At 72.5% G+C, this 17187-nt stretch carries 21 protein-coding genes; 13 read left to right on the forward strand and 8 right to left on the reverse strand.

Annotated elements, in window-relative coordinates:
* Positions 1–203 precede the first annotated feature (203 nt).
* The 11 genes from Q7L65_RS23490 to Q7L65_RS23540 all read left to right on the forward strand — a co-directional run bounded on the left by Q7L65_RS23490 (position 204) and on the right by Q7L65_RS23540 (position 9488).
* Positions 204–470 carry a hypothetical protein gene (locus Q7L65_RS23490; protein ID WP_304725054.1) on the forward strand — a complete coding sequence of 89 codons (267 nt, stop codon included), beginning with the start codon at positions 204–206 and terminating at the stop codon, positions 468–470.
* Positions 419–1648 carry a GAF domain-containing sensor histidine kinase gene (locus Q7L65_RS23495; RefSeq protein WP_304725056.1) on the forward strand — a complete coding sequence of 410 codons (1230 nt, stop codon included), beginning with the start codon at positions 419–421 and terminating at the stop codon, positions 1646–1648. Before Q7L65_RS23490 ends, Q7L65_RS23495 begins: the two co-directional genes overlap by 52 nt.
* A complete protein-coding gene (locus tag Q7L65_RS23500; protein ID WP_304725058.1) occupies positions 1645–2274 on the forward strand; it encodes a DNA-binding response regulator in 630 nt (209 codons plus the stop codon). The genes Q7L65_RS23495 and Q7L65_RS23500 overlap by 4 nt, the downstream gene beginning before the upstream one ends.
* 126 nt (positions 2275–2400) lie before the next feature.
* Positions 2401–3267, forward strand: coding sequence for an ACP S-malonyltransferase (locus Q7L65_RS23505; protein ID WP_304725059.1), 867 nt, complete (start codon positions 2401–2403; stop codon positions 3265–3267).
* On the forward strand, positions 3260–4357 hold the full coding sequence (locus Q7L65_RS23510; protein ID WP_304725062.1) for a beta-ketoacyl-ACP synthase III: 1098 nt from the start codon (positions 3260–3262) through the stop codon (positions 4355–4357). Before Q7L65_RS23505 ends, Q7L65_RS23510 begins: the two co-directional genes overlap by 8 nt.
* On the forward strand, positions 4354–5085 hold the full coding sequence (fabG, locus tag Q7L65_RS23515) for a 3-oxoacyl-ACP reductase FabG (RefSeq protein ID WP_304725064.1): 732 nt from the start codon (positions 4354–4356) through the stop codon (positions 5083–5085). The genes Q7L65_RS23510 and fabG overlap by 4 nt, the downstream gene beginning before the upstream one ends.
* Positions 5086–5122: 37 nt before the next feature.
* Positions 5123–5368: a phosphopantetheine-binding protein gene (locus tag Q7L65_RS23520; protein ID WP_304725066.1), complete on the forward strand. Its 246-nt coding sequence runs from the start codon at positions 5123–5125 to the stop codon at positions 5366–5368.
* The gene (locus Q7L65_RS23525; protein ID WP_304725068.1) at positions 5368–6570 is read left to right on the forward strand and encodes a beta-ketoacyl synthase; all 1203 of its coding nucleotides are present in this window, start codon (positions 5368–5370) and stop codon (positions 6568–6570) included. The genes Q7L65_RS23520 and Q7L65_RS23525 overlap by 1 nt, the downstream gene beginning before the upstream one ends.
* Positions 6567–8003 (forward strand): acyl-CoA carboxylase subunit beta, encoded by a 1437-nt coding sequence (locus Q7L65_RS23530; RefSeq protein WP_304725072.1) that lies wholly within the window; start codon positions 6567–6569, stop codon positions 8001–8003. The genes Q7L65_RS23525 and Q7L65_RS23530 overlap by 4 nt, the downstream gene beginning before the upstream one ends.
* A 78-nt stretch (positions 8004–8081) precedes the next feature.
* Positions 8082–8870, forward strand: coding sequence for an enoyl-ACP reductase FabI (gene fabI, locus Q7L65_RS23535; RefSeq protein ID WP_304725075.1), 789 nt, complete (start codon positions 8082–8084; stop codon positions 8868–8870).
* A 249-nt stretch (positions 8871–9119) separates the two neighbouring features.
* Positions 9120–9488: a nuclear transport factor 2 family protein gene (locus Q7L65_RS23540; protein WP_304725077.1), complete on the forward strand. Its 369-nt coding sequence runs from the start codon at positions 9120–9122 to the stop codon at positions 9486–9488.
* Between the two features lie 66 nt (positions 9489–9554).
* On the opposite strand, the gene Q7L65_RS23545 is transcribed toward Q7L65_RS23540, so the two are convergent.
* The 3 genes from Q7L65_RS23545 to Q7L65_RS23555 all read right to left on the reverse strand — a co-directional run bounded on the left by Q7L65_RS23545 (position 9555) and on the right by Q7L65_RS23555 (position 11431).
* Complete coding sequence (locus Q7L65_RS23545; RefSeq protein ID WP_304725078.1) at positions 9555–10610, reverse strand: hypothetical protein; 1056 nt, start codon at positions 10608–10610, stop codon at positions 9555–9557.
* Positions 10611–10721: 111 nt separating this feature from the next.
* Positions 10722–11201, reverse strand: coding sequence for a Clp protease N-terminal domain-containing protein (locus Q7L65_RS23550; RefSeq protein ID WP_304725080.1), 480 nt, complete (start codon positions 11199–11201; stop codon positions 10722–10724).
* Positions 11201–11431 (reverse strand): helix-turn-helix domain-containing protein, encoded by a 231-nt coding sequence (locus Q7L65_RS23555; protein ID WP_304725081.1) that lies wholly within the window; start codon positions 11429–11431, stop codon positions 11201–11203. Before Q7L65_RS23555 ends, Q7L65_RS23550 begins: the two co-directional genes overlap by 1 nt.
* Positions 11432–11578: 147 nt before the next feature.
* Here Q7L65_RS23555 and Q7L65_RS23560 point away from each other — a divergent pair, with 147 nt between their 5' ends.
* Positions 11579–12094, forward strand: a complete 516-nt coding sequence (locus Q7L65_RS23560; RefSeq protein WP_304725082.1) for a hypothetical protein — start codon at positions 11579–11581, stop codon at positions 12092–12094.
* Positions 12095–12154: 60 nt separating this feature from the next.
* On the opposite strand, the gene cofE is transcribed toward Q7L65_RS23560, so the two are convergent.
* The 4 genes from cofE to npdG are packed head-to-tail and all read right to left on the reverse strand — an operon-like array spanning position 12155 to position 15279.
* On the reverse strand, positions 12155–12922 hold the full coding sequence (gene cofE, locus Q7L65_RS23565; protein ID WP_304725085.1) for a coenzyme F420-0:L-glutamate ligase: 768 nt from the start codon (positions 12920–12922) through the stop codon (positions 12155–12157).
* 11 nt (positions 12923–12933) lie between these two features.
* The gene (gene cofC / locus Q7L65_RS23570; RefSeq protein WP_304725086.1) at positions 12934–13602 is read right to left on the reverse strand and encodes a 2-phospho-L-lactate guanylyltransferase; all 669 of its coding nucleotides are present in this window, start codon (positions 13600–13602) and stop codon (positions 12934–12936) included.
* Positions 13603–13657: 55 nt separating this feature from the next.
* Entirely contained in the window at positions 13658–14605 is a 948-nt protein-coding gene (gene cofD / locus Q7L65_RS23575; protein WP_304725089.1) for a 2-phospho-L-lactate transferase, read from the reverse strand.
* Positions 14596–15279 (reverse strand): NADPH-dependent F420 reductase, encoded by a 684-nt coding sequence (npdG, locus tag Q7L65_RS23580; RefSeq protein WP_304725091.1) that lies wholly within the window; start codon positions 15277–15279, stop codon positions 14596–14598. Before npdG ends, cofD begins: the two co-directional genes overlap by 10 nt.
* Before the next feature lie 92 nt (positions 15280–15371).
* Here npdG and Q7L65_RS23585 point away from each other — a divergent pair, with 92 nt between their 5' ends.
* Complete coding sequence (locus Q7L65_RS23585; protein ID WP_304725093.1) at positions 15372–16307, forward strand: hydroxymethylglutaryl-CoA lyase; 936 nt, start codon at positions 15372–15374, stop codon at positions 16305–16307.
* Between the two features lie 60 nt (positions 16308–16367).
* On the opposite strand, the gene Q7L65_RS23590 is transcribed toward Q7L65_RS23585, so the two are convergent.
* On the reverse strand, positions 16368–17147 hold the full coding sequence (locus tag Q7L65_RS23590) for an enoyl-CoA hydratase/isomerase family protein (protein ID WP_304725095.1): 780 nt from the start codon (positions 17145–17147) through the stop codon (positions 16368–16370).
* Between the last annotated feature and the right edge of the window lie 40 nt (positions 17148–17187).

Genomic DNA, 17187 nt, shown 5'->3' on the forward strand with positions numbered 1-17187 from the left:
GCAGGCCGCCCCGCCGCCCAACGCACCACCCTCTACACCACCCGCCACCACTACAACATCGGCGACATCCCCGCCCCACCAACAGCCCCAGACGTCGCCGCGGCAGCATCCCCGACCAGCTCCTGAGGACCAGGCCCCCCGGTCGGGGGGAATCCCGGCGCATCGGGTTCCCAGCGTGCGTCAGGCGGAGGAACCTCGGACGCATGTCGTGCGAGACCGCCCACTTCTTCCCGGCGGACAGCGGCCAGCTGGTGGCAGCTGCGCTCGCCTGCCCGGTGTGCCTCTCCTCGGCCGTCAGGTGGTCGCTCTGCGGCGGCCGCTACGATCGTCGTGCACGCTGCGCCTGCACGACGTGCGGTCACGAACGTGACGTCTTCCTCACGCCCGAGCAGGCACTCCGGCTGTCGCTCCACCGCACATGCCCGCTCGACCTGACGTTCCACTCGCCCGACCTGCTGACAGCGTTCTGAGCAGCGAACCTCCCCTGCCCGCTCGGCCCGCCCACGAGCCGAGCCTGTTCGCCGGCGTCGAGCCGCTGGAGGTCTTCGTCGACCTGCTCTCGGAGATCGAGAGCGACACCACGTCGAGCGAGTTCTACCACCGCATCTGCGAGGCGATCTGCCGCCTCACGACGATGCAGCGCGCCGCGATCTTCCTCTACGACGCCGGCCGCTTCCGTGTGCGCGCCGTCGGCTCGCACGGGATCTCCTTCACGCGCCTGGCAAAGCTGCGCCCGACGCTGCACGACGCCCCGATCGCCCAGCGCGCGCTGCTGGAGGACCGCGTGATCGTCGTCAAGTCCGACGCGATCGACAGAGAGGTCCCGCCGGACTACGCGCAGCTGCTCGGCATCACCGCGCTCGTCTGCACGCCGCTGGCCGCCGCCGGCCACCGCTACGGCGTGATCGTCGCCGACCGCGGCGCCGGCGACTTCGAGCTGGGCGACGGCGAGCGCCACCTGATGTGGACGCTCGGCAAGACCGCCGCGCTCGCCGCCACGGCGCGCAACGCGACGCGCCAGCAGGAGCGCACGCGCCGCCTCGGCGAGCGGATCGACCTCGCGCGCGAGATCCACGAGCGCGTGATGCAGCGGCTCTTCGGCGTCTCGCTCGTGCTCAGCACCGAGGCCGACCTGACGCCGGAGCTGCGCGAGCGCTGCCGCACCGAGATGGGCGACGCGCTCGCCGACCTGCGCTCGGCGCTGGAGCGGCCGCTGGCGCCGATGGCGTACGAGACCGGCACGACCCTCAGGGCGGAGCTGGAGCGCCACGCGCGCGAGACGAATCTGCCGATCGTGCTGGCGTGGGAGGCCGGCGTCGAGGTGCCGAGGAGACTCGAGGGCCTCGCGCAGTCGGTCCTGGGGGAGGCGCTGCGCAACGTCAGGAAGCATGCCGACCCCTCGCGCGTCTCGGTCACCGTCCAACGCGACGAGGACACCTTCACGCTCGAGGTCCGCAACGACGGCATCACCGGCGGCGTCGCGGCCGGGCTGGGCAGCGGCGGGACCGGCGGCATGGGGCTGCGGCTGGCCGCGTTCGAGGCGCTGCAGCACAACGGCTTCGTCGAGTTCGGCCCGGAGAAGTCGGCGGTTCCACCCGGCTGGCGGGTGCGGCTCGTGGTCCCGGTGAACGAGACGGAGGAGCGATGAACACACTTCCCACCACGCCGATCGAGTCGGAGCGGCGCCTGCGCGTGCTGGTCGTCGACGACCACGACGTCGTCCACTGGGGCTTTCGCCTGCTGCTCGGCGAGCAGTCGTGGGTCGAGCGCTGCGTCGCGGCCAGAAACGCGAGCGAGGCGATGGAGCTGACGAAGCGCTATCGCCCGCACGTCGCGCTCGTCGACCTCTTCCTCGGCGACGAGTCCGGTGCCGACATCTGCGAGTCGATCCGCTCCTCCTCGCCCGAGACGCGCGTGCTGCTGATCTCCGGCGCCGGCAGGATTTCCCCGCATGCCGCGAAGGCGGCCGGCGCGTCCGGCTTCGTCTCCAAGGACTGGGGCGCGCACGACGTCGCGATGGCGGTCCGGATGGTCGGGCTCGGGATGACGATGTTCCCGCCGCAAGCCGACCAGCCCTCGACGCTGCTGTCGGAGCGCGAAAGGGAGGTGCTCGACCTGATCTCGACCGGCTCGACCAACCGCGAGATCGCCGAGGCGCTGTACCTCTCGCCGCACACGGTGAAGGAGCACACCAGCGCGCTCTACCGCAAGCTGAAGGCGCGCAACCGCGCCGAGGCCGTGCAGCGCGCGCAGCGCATCGGCCTGCTCGGCTGAGCGCTACACAAAAGCCCAGCAAAAGTGACACGCGCCCCACGGGGGTCCGTCACCTCCCCCCCGACCGGGGGGAACCATGGCGAGCCGGGGTGGAAGGGGGCCATAACGCGCAGAAGTATGCGGCCAGTGAAGACCGCAGTTCTGTTTCCAGGCCAGGGCAGCCAGACGCCCGAGATGCGCGACACCGTCGCCGCCCGCCGCCCCGACCTGCTCGAGCTTGCGCTCGAGGTCGTCGGCGACGACCCCTTCGAACGGGTAGACGACGGCACGCGCTTCGCGCAGCCGGCGATCTACTGCGCCTCCGTCGTCGCCTGGGAGCGCCTGGCTGAGACCGGCCTGCAGGCCGACGTCGTCGCCGGCCACTCGCTCGGCGAGGTCGCGGCGCTCGTCGCCGCCGGCGTGCTGAACGCCGAGGACGGGCTGCGGCTCGTCGCCACGCGCGGCCGCCTGATGCAGGAGTCCGGCGAGCGCAGAGGCGACGGCTCGATGCTCGCGCTGCTGGGCACCGGCGCCGCCGAGCGCGCCGCACAGGTCGCCGAACCGCACGGCCTCACCGTCGCCAACGACAACGCGCCCAACCAGGTCGTGCTGTCGGGCAGCAGAGCCGCCTTCGAGGCTGCGACCGTGACCGCCAAGGGCCTCGGCCTGCGTGCCGTCCCGCTGCCGGTCACCGGCGCCTTCCACTCGCCCTACATGGCCGAGGCGGTCGGCGAGTTCGAGGCCGCGCTCGCCGCGATCGAATTCGCCGCGCCGAAGATCGCCGCCGTCAGCTCGATCACGACTGAGCCGTTCGGCGACGACGTCGCCGCGCGCCTCGCCGACGCGCTCACGCGGCCGGTGCGCTGGCGCGAGACGCTCGTCGCGCTGCACGCGGACGGCGTCACCCGCTTCGTCGAGACCGGGCCGGGCAAGGTCCTGACCGGGCTCGTGCGGCGCACCGTCTCCGACGTCGAAGCGCTCACCGCAGAGCAGCTGGAGGCCGCAAGTGCCTGATCAGGCCACCACCTCCGCGGCGGGCCTGCGGGCGCCGTCGCCGTCGGTGCCGCGCGGCGCCGCGCTGCGCTCGGTCGCCGCCGTGCTGCCGGAGACGGTCGTCCACAACGACGCCGTCGCCGCCCGCATCGGCAAGAGCGACGACTGGATCTACACGCGCACCGGCATCCGCGAGCGGCGCGTCGCCAGAGACGACGAGCGGCTGTCGGACTTCGCCGCCGCCGCCGGCAGGCTCGCGCTGGAGCGCGCGGGGATAGCGGGCGCGGACCTCGACCTGATCCTCGTCGCGACGATGACGCAGGACGAGGTCACGCCGAACGCCGCACCGCTCGTCGCGCACGCGCTCGGCGCCACGCGCGCCGGGGCGATCGACATCGGCGCCGCCTGCACCTCGTTCCTGTCCGCCGTCGCGCTCGGGGCGGCGCAGATCGAGACCGGCCGCGCCTCGAAGGTGCTCGTGGTCGGCGCCGACTTCATCAGCCGCATCACCGACCACGACTCGAGGGCGACCGCGATGCTGTTCGCCGACGGCGCGGGCGCGGTCGTGATGACGCCGGCCAGCGCCGACGACGCCGACGAGCTCGGCTCGATCGGTCCGATCCTGCTGCGCGCCGACGGCTCCGAGCCGGAGATCCTCTACGCGACGCACGCGCAGAGAACGCTCCAGATGGACGGCCACGAGACCTTCAAGCACGCCGTCAACAGGATGAGCGAGATCACGCGCGAGGCCGTCGCGGCCGCCGGGCTGACGCTCGACCAGATCGACCTGTTCGCCTACCACCAGGCGAACGGTCGCATCGTGCGCGCCGTCGGCGAGCGGCTGGAGCTCGATCCGGCGAGAGTCGTCGACTGCATCGAGAAGACGGGCAACATGTCCGCCGCGTCCATACCGTTCGCACTCGACGCCGCGCGCAGAGACGGGCGCCTGCGCCCCGGCGTGCGCGTCGCGCTGGCCGCCTTCGGCGCCGGCTTCACGTGGGGCGGCGGCGTGATCGAATGGGGAGGGGCGGAATCCTCGGCAGAGCCTCGGATTCCGTCGGGAGAACTCGCCGTGGGGACTCGTTCTCCCGGGCTGGAGGTTTCGCAATGACGCAGCGCAGAGGCGCAGCGCTCGTGACGGGCGCGTCGCGCGGCATCGGCGCCGCGACGGCCAAGCTGCTGGCGGCCGACGGCTGGCCGATCGGCGTCGGCTTCCAGAACGGCGCGGAGGCGGCCGCGGCCGTCGTCAAGCAGATCGAGGACGCCGGCGGACAGGCGCTCGCGCTCGGCGGCGACATCTCCGACACGGCCGTGATCGACAGTCACTTCAGAGCACTCGAGGAGCGCTTCGGCACCGTCCTCGTGCTCGTCAACAACGCCGGCCTGCGGCGCGACGGACTGTCGCCGCAGATCAACGACGAGGACTGGGACGCGGTCCTCGACACGAACCTCGGCGCCGCCTTCCGCACGACGCGGCGGGCGATTCCGTCGATGCTGCGCGCGCGCCACGGACGGATCGTGAACATCGCCTCGGTGGTCGGCCTGCGCGCCAACCCCGGTCAGGCGAACTACGCCGCCTCGAAGGCCGGTCTCGTCGGGATGACGAAGACCGTCGCCGCCGAGGTCGCCCGCCGTGGCGTCACCGTGAACGCGGTCGCGCCGGGACTGATCGAGACCGACATGACAGCGGATCTCGACGGCGAACTCCTGAAGGTCGTGCCGGCACGCCGGCCCGGGACGCCGGAGGAGGTGGCGGCCTGTGTCCGCTTCCTCGCCTCCGACCAGGCCGGCTACGTGACCGGCGCAACGTTGACCGTCGACGGCGGCATGTCCGCCTGAGACCCTGATCTCGAACCAGTAAGAGGAGACACACCAAATGGCAGCTGCAACCCCCGAAGCCGTCGAGAGCCGCATCGTGGAGGCGCTCGCGTCCTTCGGCCCCGACGTCGAGCAGGTCACCCGCACGGCGACGTTCGAGGAGCTCGACATCGACTCGCTCGACCTCGTCGAGCTGGCCCAGATCGTCGAAGACGAGTGGGGCGTCGAGCTCAAGGGCGACGACATGAAGTCGCTGAAGACGGTCGGCGACTCGATCGACCTCGTGGTGGCGCGGGCAAGCTGATGAAGAGACGCGTCGTCATCACCGGTGTGGGTGCCGTGACCCCGCTCGGGGTCGGTGCCGAGCCGCTGCTGCGACGCTGGGCAGCGGGGACGGTCGGCATCCAGGACGGGGAGGGCACCTGCCGCGACTTCGTCGTGAAGGAGCACCTGTCCGTCAAGGAGGCCCGCCGCAACGACCGCTTCGCTCAGCTGGCGATGGTCGCCAGCGACGAGGCGCTCGCGCAGGCCGGTTGGAACGGGGAGAAGCCGTACGACACCGAGCGGATCGGCTGCATCCTCGCGACCGGCATCGGCGGCCTCGAGTCGCTCGAAGGCCAGCACGACAACCTGCGCGACAAGGGCGAGAAGGCAGTGTCCCCGCTGTCGGTCCCGCTGTTCATGGTCAACGCCGGCACCGCCGCGCTGTCGATGCGTCACGGGCTGCGCGGGCCGACCTTCCAGGTCGGCTCCGCCTGTGCCTCGGGCGGTCACGCGATCGGCACGGCCGTGCGGATGATCCAGGCCGGCGACGCCGACGCGATCGTCACCGGCGGTGCCGAGGCGACGCTGACGCCGCTCGCGCGGGCCAGCTTCCAGTCGGCCAGCGCGCTGTCGCCGAGCGGCATCTCGCGCCCGTTCGACGCGCGCCGCGACGGCTTCGTGATGGGCGAGGGCGCCGGCGTGCTGGTGCTCGAGGACGCCGAGCTGGCGGAGGCCCGCGGCGCCACGATCCTCGGCGAGGTGACCGGCTACGCGACCACGTCGGACGCGTACCACATCACCGCGACGCTGCCCGAGGGCACCTACGCGTCCAGAGCGATGAGCCTGGCGCTGAGAGAGGCCGGCCTGCTGCCCGAGCAGATCGACTACATCAACGCGCACGGCACGTCGACGGAGCTGAACGACGCCGCCGAGACGACCGCGATCAAGCTGACCTTCGGCGAGACGGCGAAGGACGTGCCGATCTCGTCGCTGAAGTCGTCGATCGGCCATCTGCTGGGTGCCGCCGGCGCGGTCGAGGCGATCGCGACGCTGAAGGCGCTGAACGAGCGGATCGTGCCGCCGACGCTCGGGCTGGAGCAACCGGGCGAGGGGCTCGACCTCGACTACGTGCCGGGCTCCTCACGCACGTTCACGCCGCGCAACGGCACGCCGAAGGCACTGTCGAACTCGTTCGGCTTCGGCGGCCACAACGTAGTGCTTTGTCTGGAGGGATCTGCATGAGTGCCGTAGCAGCAATCAGAGCCGACGAGCGGATGAGTCCGCACGAGCGGATCGAGCTGCTCTGCGACGAAGGCACGTTCGAGCCGGTTCGCTCGAGCGTGATGTCGCCGAAGCTCGGCGCCCGCGCACGTTCCGGCGACGGCGTCGTCGGCGGCCTCGGCCGCGTCGACGGCCGTCCGGTCGCCGTCTACGCGCAGGACGCGGCCTATCTCGGCGGCTCGCTCGGCGCCGCCCACGCGGACACGATCCACCGCGTGATGCAGCTGGCGCAGCGTGCCCGCGTGCCCGTCGTCGGCTTCATCGAGTCCGGCGGCGCGCGCATGCAGGAGGGCACCGCGGCGCTCGGCGGCTACGGGCGGATCTTCCGCCAGAACGTGCTGCTGACGGGCGTCGTGCCGCAGATCTCGGTGATCGGCGGCCTCTCGGCCGGGGGCGGCTGCTACTCGCCGGCGCTGACCGACTTCGTCGTGATGACGGAGAACGCGGCGATGTTCCTGACCGGCCCCGGCGTCGTGAAGGACGTGATGGGCGAGGACGTGACCGCGCACGAGCTGGGCGGTCGCAAGATCCACGAGAAGAACGGCGTCACCGACCTCGTCGCCGCCGACGACGTCGGCTCCGCGCACATGGCGCGCAGCCTGCTCTCCTACCTGCCGCAGCACGCCGGCGGCCGGCTGCCGAGAATCCTCTCGGTCAACCCCGACTTCTCCGACCCGGGCGCCGCGGTGCCGTCCGACCCGCGCCAGGTCTACGACATGCGCACGGCGCTGCGCGGCATCGTCGACGGCGGCTCGCTGATGGAGATCGCGCCGAAGTGGGCGCGCTCGCTCGTGACCGCGTTCGCGCGCATCGACGGCCGTCCGGTCGGCGTGATCGCCAACCAGCCGCGCTACATGGGCGGCGTGCTCGACGCCGACTCCTCGCAGAAGGGTGCGAGGTTCGTCGAGACGTGCGACCGCTACGGGATCCCGCTCGCCGTCTTCGTCGACACGCCCGGCTTCATGCCCGGCACGCGTCAGGAGCAGGCCGGCGTGATCCGCCACGGCGCGACGCTCGTGCGCGCGTTCGCGCAGGCGACCGTGCCGCGCGTGACGGTGGTGGTGCGCAAGGCCTACGGCGGCGCGTACATCACGATGAACTCGAAGGACCTCGGCGCCGACCTCGCGTTCGCGTGGCCGGGCGCCGAGCTGGGCGTGATGGGCGCGCAGCCGGCCGTCGGCGTGCTGCACCGGCGCGAGCTGGCGGCGGCGGAGGATCCCGTCGCGCTGCGCGACGAGCTGGCGCTGGCGTACGCCGAGGAGCACCTCGGTGCGGAGGTCGCGGCCGCCGCGGGCTTCGTCGACGAGGTGATCGAGCCGCAGGACACGCGCAGACGGCTGGCGTGGGCGTTCGGCGCGATGGACGATCGGCGCGCGCTGAAGGAGATCGCGTGAAGAGCTGCGCCCAGCGGGCTTGCTTTCCACTGAGAGAACTCGCCCGGGGGCTCGTTCTCTCGTCTGCGGAGGCGACTCGTGAGGCTTGAGGGCCGCCGGTACCTCATCACCGGCGTCCTGACGAAGGACTCGATCGCCTTCTCCACAGCGGAGCAGCTGCAGTCGATGGGGGCGGAGATCGTCCTCACCGGCTTCGGCCGCGCCAAGCGCCTGACCGATCGCGTCGCGGGCAAGCTCGCGACGCCGGTCGAGGTGCTGGAGTTGGACGTCAACAACGCCGCGGACTACCCGCCGCTCGTCGCCGCGCTGGACGAGAAGTGGGGCGGCGTGCTCGACGGCGTCCTGCACGCGGTCGCGTTCGCGCCCGAGGACGCGTTGGGCGGCAACTTCCTGCAGACGCCGGCCGACTCGGCGCTGACGGCGTTCCAGACGAGCGCCTTCTCGCTGAAGGAGCTGGGCCGCGCGCTGCGCCCGCTGCTGGTGAGAGCCGAGGGCGGCGGCGCGATCGTCGGGCTCGACTTCGACGCCACGGTCGCCTGGCCGATCTACGACTGGATGGGCGTCGCGAAGGCGGCGCTGGAGTCGACCGCGCGCTACCTCGCGCGCGACCTCGGCCCCGACGGCATCCGCGTCAACCTCGTCTCGGCCGGTCCGCTGAAGACGGTTGCGGCGGGCGGCATCCCGGGCTTCCAGACGCTCGCCGACGCGTGGGGCAAGCAGGCCCCGCTCGGCTGGGACGTGACCGACCCCGAGCCGGTCGCGAGAACGGTCTGCTTCCTGCTGTCGGACTGGGCCCGCGCCATCTCCGGCGAGATCGTCCACGTCGACGGCGGCTTCCACGCGATGGGGACCGCGCTGAATCCCTGAGCGGTGCCGAGGAGCGGCGGCATTCCTCTACGCATCATCAGGATGACACCGGAGATCGCGCGGGCTGCGGCGCGTCATCGCGGACGCGGGATCAGTCTCGCCGACGGCTTTGCGATCGCCACGGCGCAGGCCAACACGGCGGCGGCCGCGGCGACGGAAGGAATCCGGTGTGACGTGCGCGGTTGTCGTGCGTGCGTCGCGCCGGGGGAGGAAGATCGCTCGTGCGCAACATTCCGAAGGAGGGATCGCATGAGCACTGCCGCATCGGACCAGCTCGACATGGGCGCGCTGAAGCAGGCGATCGAGGGTCGTGATGCCGCCGCGCAGGCCGCGATGTTCGCGCCGGACGCGACCGTCACGATGATCGACCACGAGCATTCGCCGAGCAATCCGCAGCGCCTCGCGGGCATCGACGCGATCCGAGCGATGCTGGACGACGTCTACTCGCGCGACATGACCCACGAGGTCACCCACGCCGTCGGCGGCCCCGGCGGCGCCGCCTACACGATCGCCTGCCGCTATGCCGACGGCATGCGCGTCGAGGTCGCGGCGGTGCTGGACGTCAGAGACGGCCACATCACCCACATGGAGGGCGTGCAGGCCTGGGATCCGGCGTAGGCGGCTCACGGGCGCGCGCGGCCGCACGGGAGCGGCCGCGCGGCCGCACGGGAACGGCGCTGCAGCTCAGGGATCGCTGAACGGCTGCAGCGGGACGCCGTGGGTGTGCTCGCGCATGCCCAGCTCGTAGGTCGCGCCGCCGGCGACGGTCAACTCCAGCGGCGGCAGTTCGCGGCGGGCGATGCGGATGCGCATGTCGGCGATCGCGCAGTGGGCGGTGTCGTGCTGCGGACCGGCGGGGTCGCTGTAGATCCAGCCGACGACGTCGCGCGGCGGCGCGCCGACCTCGATCCGCAGCGACAGGTCCTCGCCGCCGAGCCACAGCTCGGCACGCTCGGGCGTCTCGTCGACGCGCGTCGAGCGGATCCGGCCGATCCCGCCGAGGCGGTGACGTCTGCCGCCGAGCGAGAGGCAGCCGTTGGCGACCCACGGCGTCGTCCAGCGGCCGACTCTGATGCGACCGAGGATCACGTCGATCCAGGCGTCCGGCTGCTGCTCGAACGCGGTCCCGTGCAGCCAGATCCAGCGCTCGGCGTGCTCGGCGCCCCAGTTGTGGCCGACCATCCCCGGCCAGCCGTCGAGCGTCAGCGTGCGGCCTCTCACCGTCACCGTCCCACTCACGCGCACCGCCGGCAGCAGGCTGAGCGCCTTCGTGCGCGGCAGCGGCGCCGTGTACATCCAGTCGCGCGGGAGGTAGGGGAAGGGATCCTCGCCGCCGTCGAAGCGCAGCTCCCAGCTGGCGAGTCCCGGCACCTCGCCGGACGCGCCGCCGGCGCCGATCGTCGCGTCGCCGATGCGGAGCCAGGCGGCGTCGGCGGGGTTGCGCCCGAGCGTGCCGCTCGCGTCATCGCCGGTACGCGGTGCGCCGTCGCCGTGCGGCGCGACGGTGCGGCCGCTTCCGAGCGCCTCCGGCGGAGGGCTGACCTTCGCGGCATGCGGCCCGTCGGCGTCGAACAGCGTCGCCCACAGCGAGCCGACCGGCGCCTCGCCGGGACGCTTGTGGATCGTGTAGCGCAGCCACACCGCCTCGCGCCCGGTCGCGTCGCCGGCCTTCAGGTAGAAGCTCTCGTAGTGGCCCTTCGCCAGCGGGACGAGGGGGTAGCGCGGATCAGCCGCCTCCATCGTGGCGACGCTACCAGCGCGGGCGCGGGGCGCGAGCCGATCACGCGGCGACGACGATCCGCGACGGCGGCGATCGCTGCGACCGCTGGTGCGACCGCGCCGCCCGTCCGCTCAGCCGATCGACCGCTCCGCGCGTGTCGCGAGCGCGATCCGGTCGACGCCCGCGGCGGCGAGTGCGCGCGGCACGGTGCCGACGTCGGCGCGCAGGACGCCGAGCAGCACGTGCGTCGCGCCGATGCGGCGGTCGCCGCGCGCGACGGCGATCCGCACGGCGCGCTCCATCGCGCGCTTGGACGAGGCGGCGAAGCCGGGCTTGCGTCGCGGCACGGGCGGGCGGGCGGGCAGTTCGAAGTCGCCGATCGTGACACCGGCGGCAGCGAGGCTCAGCTCCTGCTCGCGCTCCAACGCGGCGAGGAGACCGCTCGAGTGGAGCCCTTCGTCGGACAGCAGTCTGGCCGTCGGCGTATTCGGATCGGCGGCGATCGCCAGCAGCATGTGCTCGGCTTCGAGCGTCGGCGAGCCGAGCGCCTCGGCCTGCTCGTGCGCGCGTGTGACGATGACGCGGGCGTCTCTTGCGAAGCGTTCGAACATCAGCGCCTCCTGGGGGCGAGGCCGGTGTCGGCCAGTCGTCGTGCGTGCTTCTTGTGGACCGCCTGACGCGTCACGCCAAGCGCCTCGGAGATCTGCTCCCAGGTCCAGCCGAGCGCCAGGGCGCGCTCCACCGAGGCGTCCTCGAGGCGATCGGCGAGCCGCCGCAATGCGAGTGCGGCGGCGAGTCCGTCGGCGGGATCAGGGGGAAGGTCGGGTGGGGCGTCGATCATCGCTAGCAACTGTAGTTGACAGGTATACGCTGTGTCAACCTGGGTTGCGAGCCGGCGATTGCGCAACCTCACCGGCGCGCGTCCGTTCTTACTTGTCGAGCGCTCAGATCGATTCAACTCACTCACTCGAACCACAGGGGAATTCAGATGAAAGCCATCCTCGCCTTGGGCGCGGCCGCTCTCGCATGCCTCGTGCTCGCCGCGACCGTCGCAGCATCCGTCGTCACGCGCAGCGATCATCGCAGCGACGAGAACGCGGCTGCGCGTGTGCTGTACGACTGCGCCAGCAGCCGCACCGGCCTGCTGCAGCACACCTACTCCGTGCGCGTGCTGCGGATCGCGCAGCGTCACATCCGCGGCGATGTGGCCGAGTACACCGGCTGCACCGAAGCGGTCAGGTTCGCGCTGCGCGGGCCGCACGGGACGATCGTCGCGGGCGTCAAGCGCAGCCGTCGCGGCGGCCTCGCCGCCGGCAGAATCGCGCTGCTGGACCTGCGCGGTCGCAAGGTCGACGTGCTGAGAGTCCGCCGCGGCGAGCGCGCCCTCTTCGCCGTCGCCCCCGGTCGCTACCGCCTGCGCGCCGACGGCCGCAGAGCATGCACCGTCAACGTACGCTCGTCGGCCTGGCGGACGGCGAGCGTGAACGTGATCTGCCGGAAGTAGGTCGGGCGAGTGTCGATCCGGCAACGCATCAGCGGGCGCGTCGCACGACGCGCCCGCCGCTCAGCGGAACATGTCCTCGGCGGCCGGGCGCAGCAGCGCGCCGACGCCGGGGCCGTCGTCGGCCGTCACGTGCGTGGCGAGGCCGCGCAGCACGACGGCCGGCTGACGCGAGTCCTTGCCGCGCGCGAGGTCGGCCGCGGCCGCCAGTTCGTCGGCGGTCGCGATCCAGGTCGCGCGCAGTTCGCGGCCGACGCTGTCGCTGCGCCCGCGCCAGTCGTCGCTCGGCGCGACGCCGGCGATCCCGATCGCGACGTCGACCTGGCCGTGGCGCCACGCGCGCCCGAACGAGTCGGTCACGATCACGCCGATCTGCGCGCCCGTCAGCTCGCGCAGCCGGGCGCGCAACGCGCGCGCAGAGGCGTCGGGATCGGCCGGCAGCAGGATCAACGTCTCGGGCTCGTCGGCCGGCGCGTTGGAGGCGTCGACGCCCGCGTTGGCGCAGACGAAACCGTGGTGCGTGATGCAGATCAGCACGTTGCGCTCGGCGCGCAGCAGCTGGCGCGTCTCGTCGAGCACGACCTGCACATGGCGCGGGTCCTTGCCGCCCTGCTCGGCCGCCAGCGCGACCGCGCGCTCGGTCGGGACGACCTCGGCGAGCCTGCGCACGCGTCCCTCGGCCTTCGAGATCGCCTTGTGCGCGATCACCAGCACGTCGCCGTCGGCGAGACCGCCGAGGCCGGCGCCACCAGCAGCCGCCGCGATCAACGCCCCCAGGTCCTCACCGGCTGCGATCTCGGGCAGCCCGTCGAGCGCGACGGCGGAGAACATCTGGGGCAGGCCTACTTCTGGTTGGTGCGCATCAGCTGGTTCAGCATCCCGCGCGTGTGCGCGGCGCCGCCGCGGCGGGAGGCGATCAGCTCTCTGAGCGCCGCGAAGTCGTCGGGCGTGTCGACGTCGAGCGCGAGCGACTCGATCTCGGCGACCTCGACCATCACGCCGGCCTCTTCGGCGAGCGTGCGATGGCGGTGCAGCGAGTCGACGCCGTAGGACGGCGCCATCACGTCGGGCGGCTGCAGCAGCAGCGCGTTGGTGCCGCTGAGGTGACGGTCGGGGATCACGACGACGTAGCGGTCGGCGGTGCGCGGACGGCCCAGCAGCGCGTCCAGTTCGGCCGGGTCGAGCATCGGCGTGTCGCCCGCGATGCAGAGCACGCGCGTGGCGCCCAGCTCGCGCGCGTGCGCGACGCCGCGCAGCACCGCTCTGTTCTGCCCGCTCTCGGCGGGATCGTCGAGCGGGATCGCGTCGTAGCCCTCCGCGACGCGCTGCGCGCCGGGGTCGCTGCTCAGCACGAGCACTCTGTCGATGCCTCTGGTCCGCCTCAGGGCGGTCAGGACGTCGACGTACATCGCTTCGGCCAAAGCGCGCCGCGGACCGGCTTGCAGCGCCGGCTCGAGACGGCCCTTGGCCCCGTCGAAGCGCTTGACCGGCAGGATCGCAAAGGTGGACATCGGCGGAGAACGGTAACTCTTCGGGACGATTGACCGATCAGTGGTGTCGAACCGCTCAGCTCGCGAGCGATGCCGCGAACGCCAGCGTCTCGCGTGCGAGGCGCTCGCGCGAGGCGGCGTCCGACATCAGCAGATCGGCCGTCACGACGGCGATCTCGGGGGTGGACGGATCGGATTCCAGCGGCTCGTCGGCGACGATCCCGTCGAGCACGTCGCCGTACAGCGCGGCGACCCCCGCGGCCGACAGCGGCTGCCCGGCCCAGGCCATGAACGCGGCCGTCGGCCCCTTCACGATCGCGCCGCCGACGATCGGGCTGACCGCCACGACCGGCGCCGCGGCGGCGCGCAGCGCCTCGCGGATCCCCGGCACGGCGAGGATCGGGCCGATCGACAGCAGCGGGTTCGATGGCCCGATCACGATCGCGCGCGCGGAGGCGATCGCCTCCAGCACCTCCGGCGTCGGGCGCGCCTGATCGGCGCCGCGGAACTCCAGCCCCTCGACCGGTCCCGCCGCTCTGCCGACGATCATGAACTCCTGGAACGGCCACTCGCGCCCCTGCGCGCGCACGAACGTGCGGACGGGGTCGTCGGACATCGGCAGCACGCGCGCGTTCAGCCCGAGCGCGCGCCCGAGGTCCGCGAGCGTGTCGGTCAGCCGCTCGCCCGCCGCGAGCCGGCGCGCCCGTTCGAGCCCGTACGCGAGGTCGCGGTCGCCGAGGTTGAACCAGACCTCGACGCCCAGCTCGCGCAGGCCGTCCATCACGTGGAACGTGTCGCCGTCGAGCCCCCAGCCGCGCGCGTCGATGCGGTCCGCGATCCAGAACGTGACGAGGTCGGGATCGGGCGCGACGTGCGCGCCGTACATCTCGACGTCGTCGCCCGTGTTGGCGATCACGACCAGCTCGCCGGGGTCCAGCACGCGTGCGAGCCCGGCGGCGAGCTTCGCGCCGCCGGTGCCGCCCGCGAGCGCGACGACGGGGCCGTCGGAGGCCACTACTGCCACGCGTCGTTCGGCAGGCCGGTGATCTTGAAGCCGGCGGTGACCTTGTTGCGGATGTTGATGCCGATCGTCAGCGCGGTCAGCGTCTCCGTGATCCGCGCCATCTCCAGGCGGCCGGCGTCGACCGGACGCAGGCCCGGCACGAGGCGGATCAGTTCGGCGACGCGGCGCTTGGCGTCTCTGTCGTCGCCGGCCACGAGCGCGTCCTCGTCGAACGCGTGGTCGAGGTCGGCGAGGTGTCTGGCGGCGACCGTGTGCAGCGCCGAGACGACCGTGACGCCGGCCGGCACCAGCTCCTGCGCCTGCTGCGCGGCGGAGCCCTGCCAGACGCTCAGCACGCGCGTCGGGCGTCCGCCGACCGCGGCCGCGAGCGGGACCGTCACGTCGAGCAGCACCGTGCCGGCTCTGAGCGCGTCTCTGAGCGATCTCAGCGTCGGCGCCTGCGACGCGAACGGGACGCTCAGCACGACGAGGTCCGACTGCGCCGCGGCGTCGGGGTTGGCGAGGCCGCTGACCTCGGCGCCGGGCACCAGCTCGCGGACTCTGTCGGCCGCCTCGGCGGCGCGGCCGGCGTCACGCGAGCCGATCACGACCGGAACGCCGGCCTTCGCGAGGCGCAGCGCGAGGCCGAAGCCGAGGTCGCCCGTGGCGCCGACGATGGTGATGGGGGAAGGCATGGCGGCGAGTATATGAACGGGCCGCCGCGACGCTCCCCGACACGGCACCGCGCCATCCCCGTCCCGCCGCGCCGCCGCAATAGACTGGTCGCATGGCTGAGCTGCCGCAGCGCGTGCGGATCCGGGAGGTCGGACCGCGCGACGGGTTCCAGAACGAGCCGGAGACGATCGACACCTACGACAAGGTGCGGCTGATCGACCAGCTCGGCCGCAGCGGCTTCAGACGGATCGAGGTGACGAGCTTCGTGCGCCCCGACGTGATCCCGCAGCTCGCCGACGCCGCGGCGGTGCTGGAGGCGATCGACGTGCCCGACGACGTCGCGCTGTCCGTGCTGGTCCCGAACGAGCGCGGCCTCGACCGCGCGCTGGAGCACCGTGACCGCTTCCACGAGGTGTCGGTCTTCCTGTCCGCTTCGCAGACGCACAACCGCAAGAACGTCAACCGCTCGGTCGAGGAGTCGTTGGCGGGGCTGCGTCTGGTGCTCGGTCGCGCGCGCGAGGCGGGGCTGCGCTGCGAGGCCGTGATCGCGACCGCGTTCGGCTGCCCCTACGAGGGCCGCGTGCCGCCGGAGCGCGTCGCCTCGATCGCGTCCGAGCTGCTCGACGCGGGCGCCCAGGAGATCGGCTTCGGCGACACGACCGGGATGGCGAATCCGCGCCAGGTGCGCGAGCTGTTCCCGGCGTGGCGCTCGGCGCTCGGCGCCGAGGTCGAACTGACCGCCCACTTCCACAACACGCGCGGTCAGGGCCTCGCGAACGTGGTCGCCGCCTTGGACGCCGGCGTCGACTCGTTCGAGACGGCCTTCGGCGAACTGGGCGGCTGCCCGGTCCCGGCCGGCGCGACCGGCAACGTCGCGACCGAGGACGTCGTCTCGATGCTGGAGGAGATGGGGATCGAGACCGGGGTCGACCTGCCGGCGTTGGTCGTCGCCACCGGGATGGTGGCTGACGTCCTCGGCCGCCCGCTGGGTAGTCACGTCTCTACCGCCGGCCCGGTCGACTGGTCGCCCTCCCCGCCGGCATCCTGACTCCGAGGAGCGGTCGTTCACTGGTCTGTGAGACCAGCAATCGACCGCTCCTGCGCTCGGTCAGCGTCCTCTGAACGCCGGCAGCCGCTTTTCCGCCAGCGCCTTCGCGCCTTCGGCGAAGTCCTCGGACTGCGCGCACAGCTGCTGAGCGGCCACCTCGAGTTCCAGCGACGCCGCCAACGTCGGCTTCGCGACGCTGTCGAGGACCCGCTTGGCGAGACCGACCGCGATCGGGGCGCAGGCGAGCAGTTCGTCGACCAGTGCCTGCGTCGCGTCGTCGAGCCCGTCGGCAGGTGCCACGCGCGTGACGAGACCGATCCGCTCGGCTTCGTCGGCGCCGATCAGCTTGCCGGTCATGATCAGCTCCTTCGCGCGGCCGAGGCCGACCAATGCCGGCAGCCGCGAAGAGCCGCCGACGTCCGGTATCAGCCCGACGCGCGTCTCCGGCATCCCGATCACCGCGTCCGCCGCCATCACGCGGAAGTCGGCCGCGATCGCCAGCTCCACCGCGCCGCCGATGCAGCCGCCGTGGATCTGCACGATCACCGGCTTCGTCATCTCCTCCGCCAGGTTCCACGCGCTGATGCACTCGTGCCGGAACGCGCGCAGGTGCTCCGGCGTCTGCGCGACCGCGCCGAGCGCACCGAAGTCCATCCCGGACGAGAACATCGCGCCCGCGCCGCGGAGCACGACGACGCGCACGTCGACCTCGTTGGCGGCGTCCTTCAGCGCGCTGCCGATCGCGAGCACCAGCTCGCCGTGCATCGCGTTGCGCTTCTCGGACCGGTTGAGGATCAGATGACGGACCGCGCCGCGGTCCTCGATCTCGACGAGTGGCATCTTCGTGCAGCCTCCGGGGTGGGAACCGGGGCGGAGGCTA

Source organism: Conexibacter sp. CPCC 206217, assembly GCF_030646165.1.
GTDB lineage: Bacteria > Actinomycetota > Thermoleophilia > Solirubrobacterales > Solirubrobacteraceae > Conexibacter.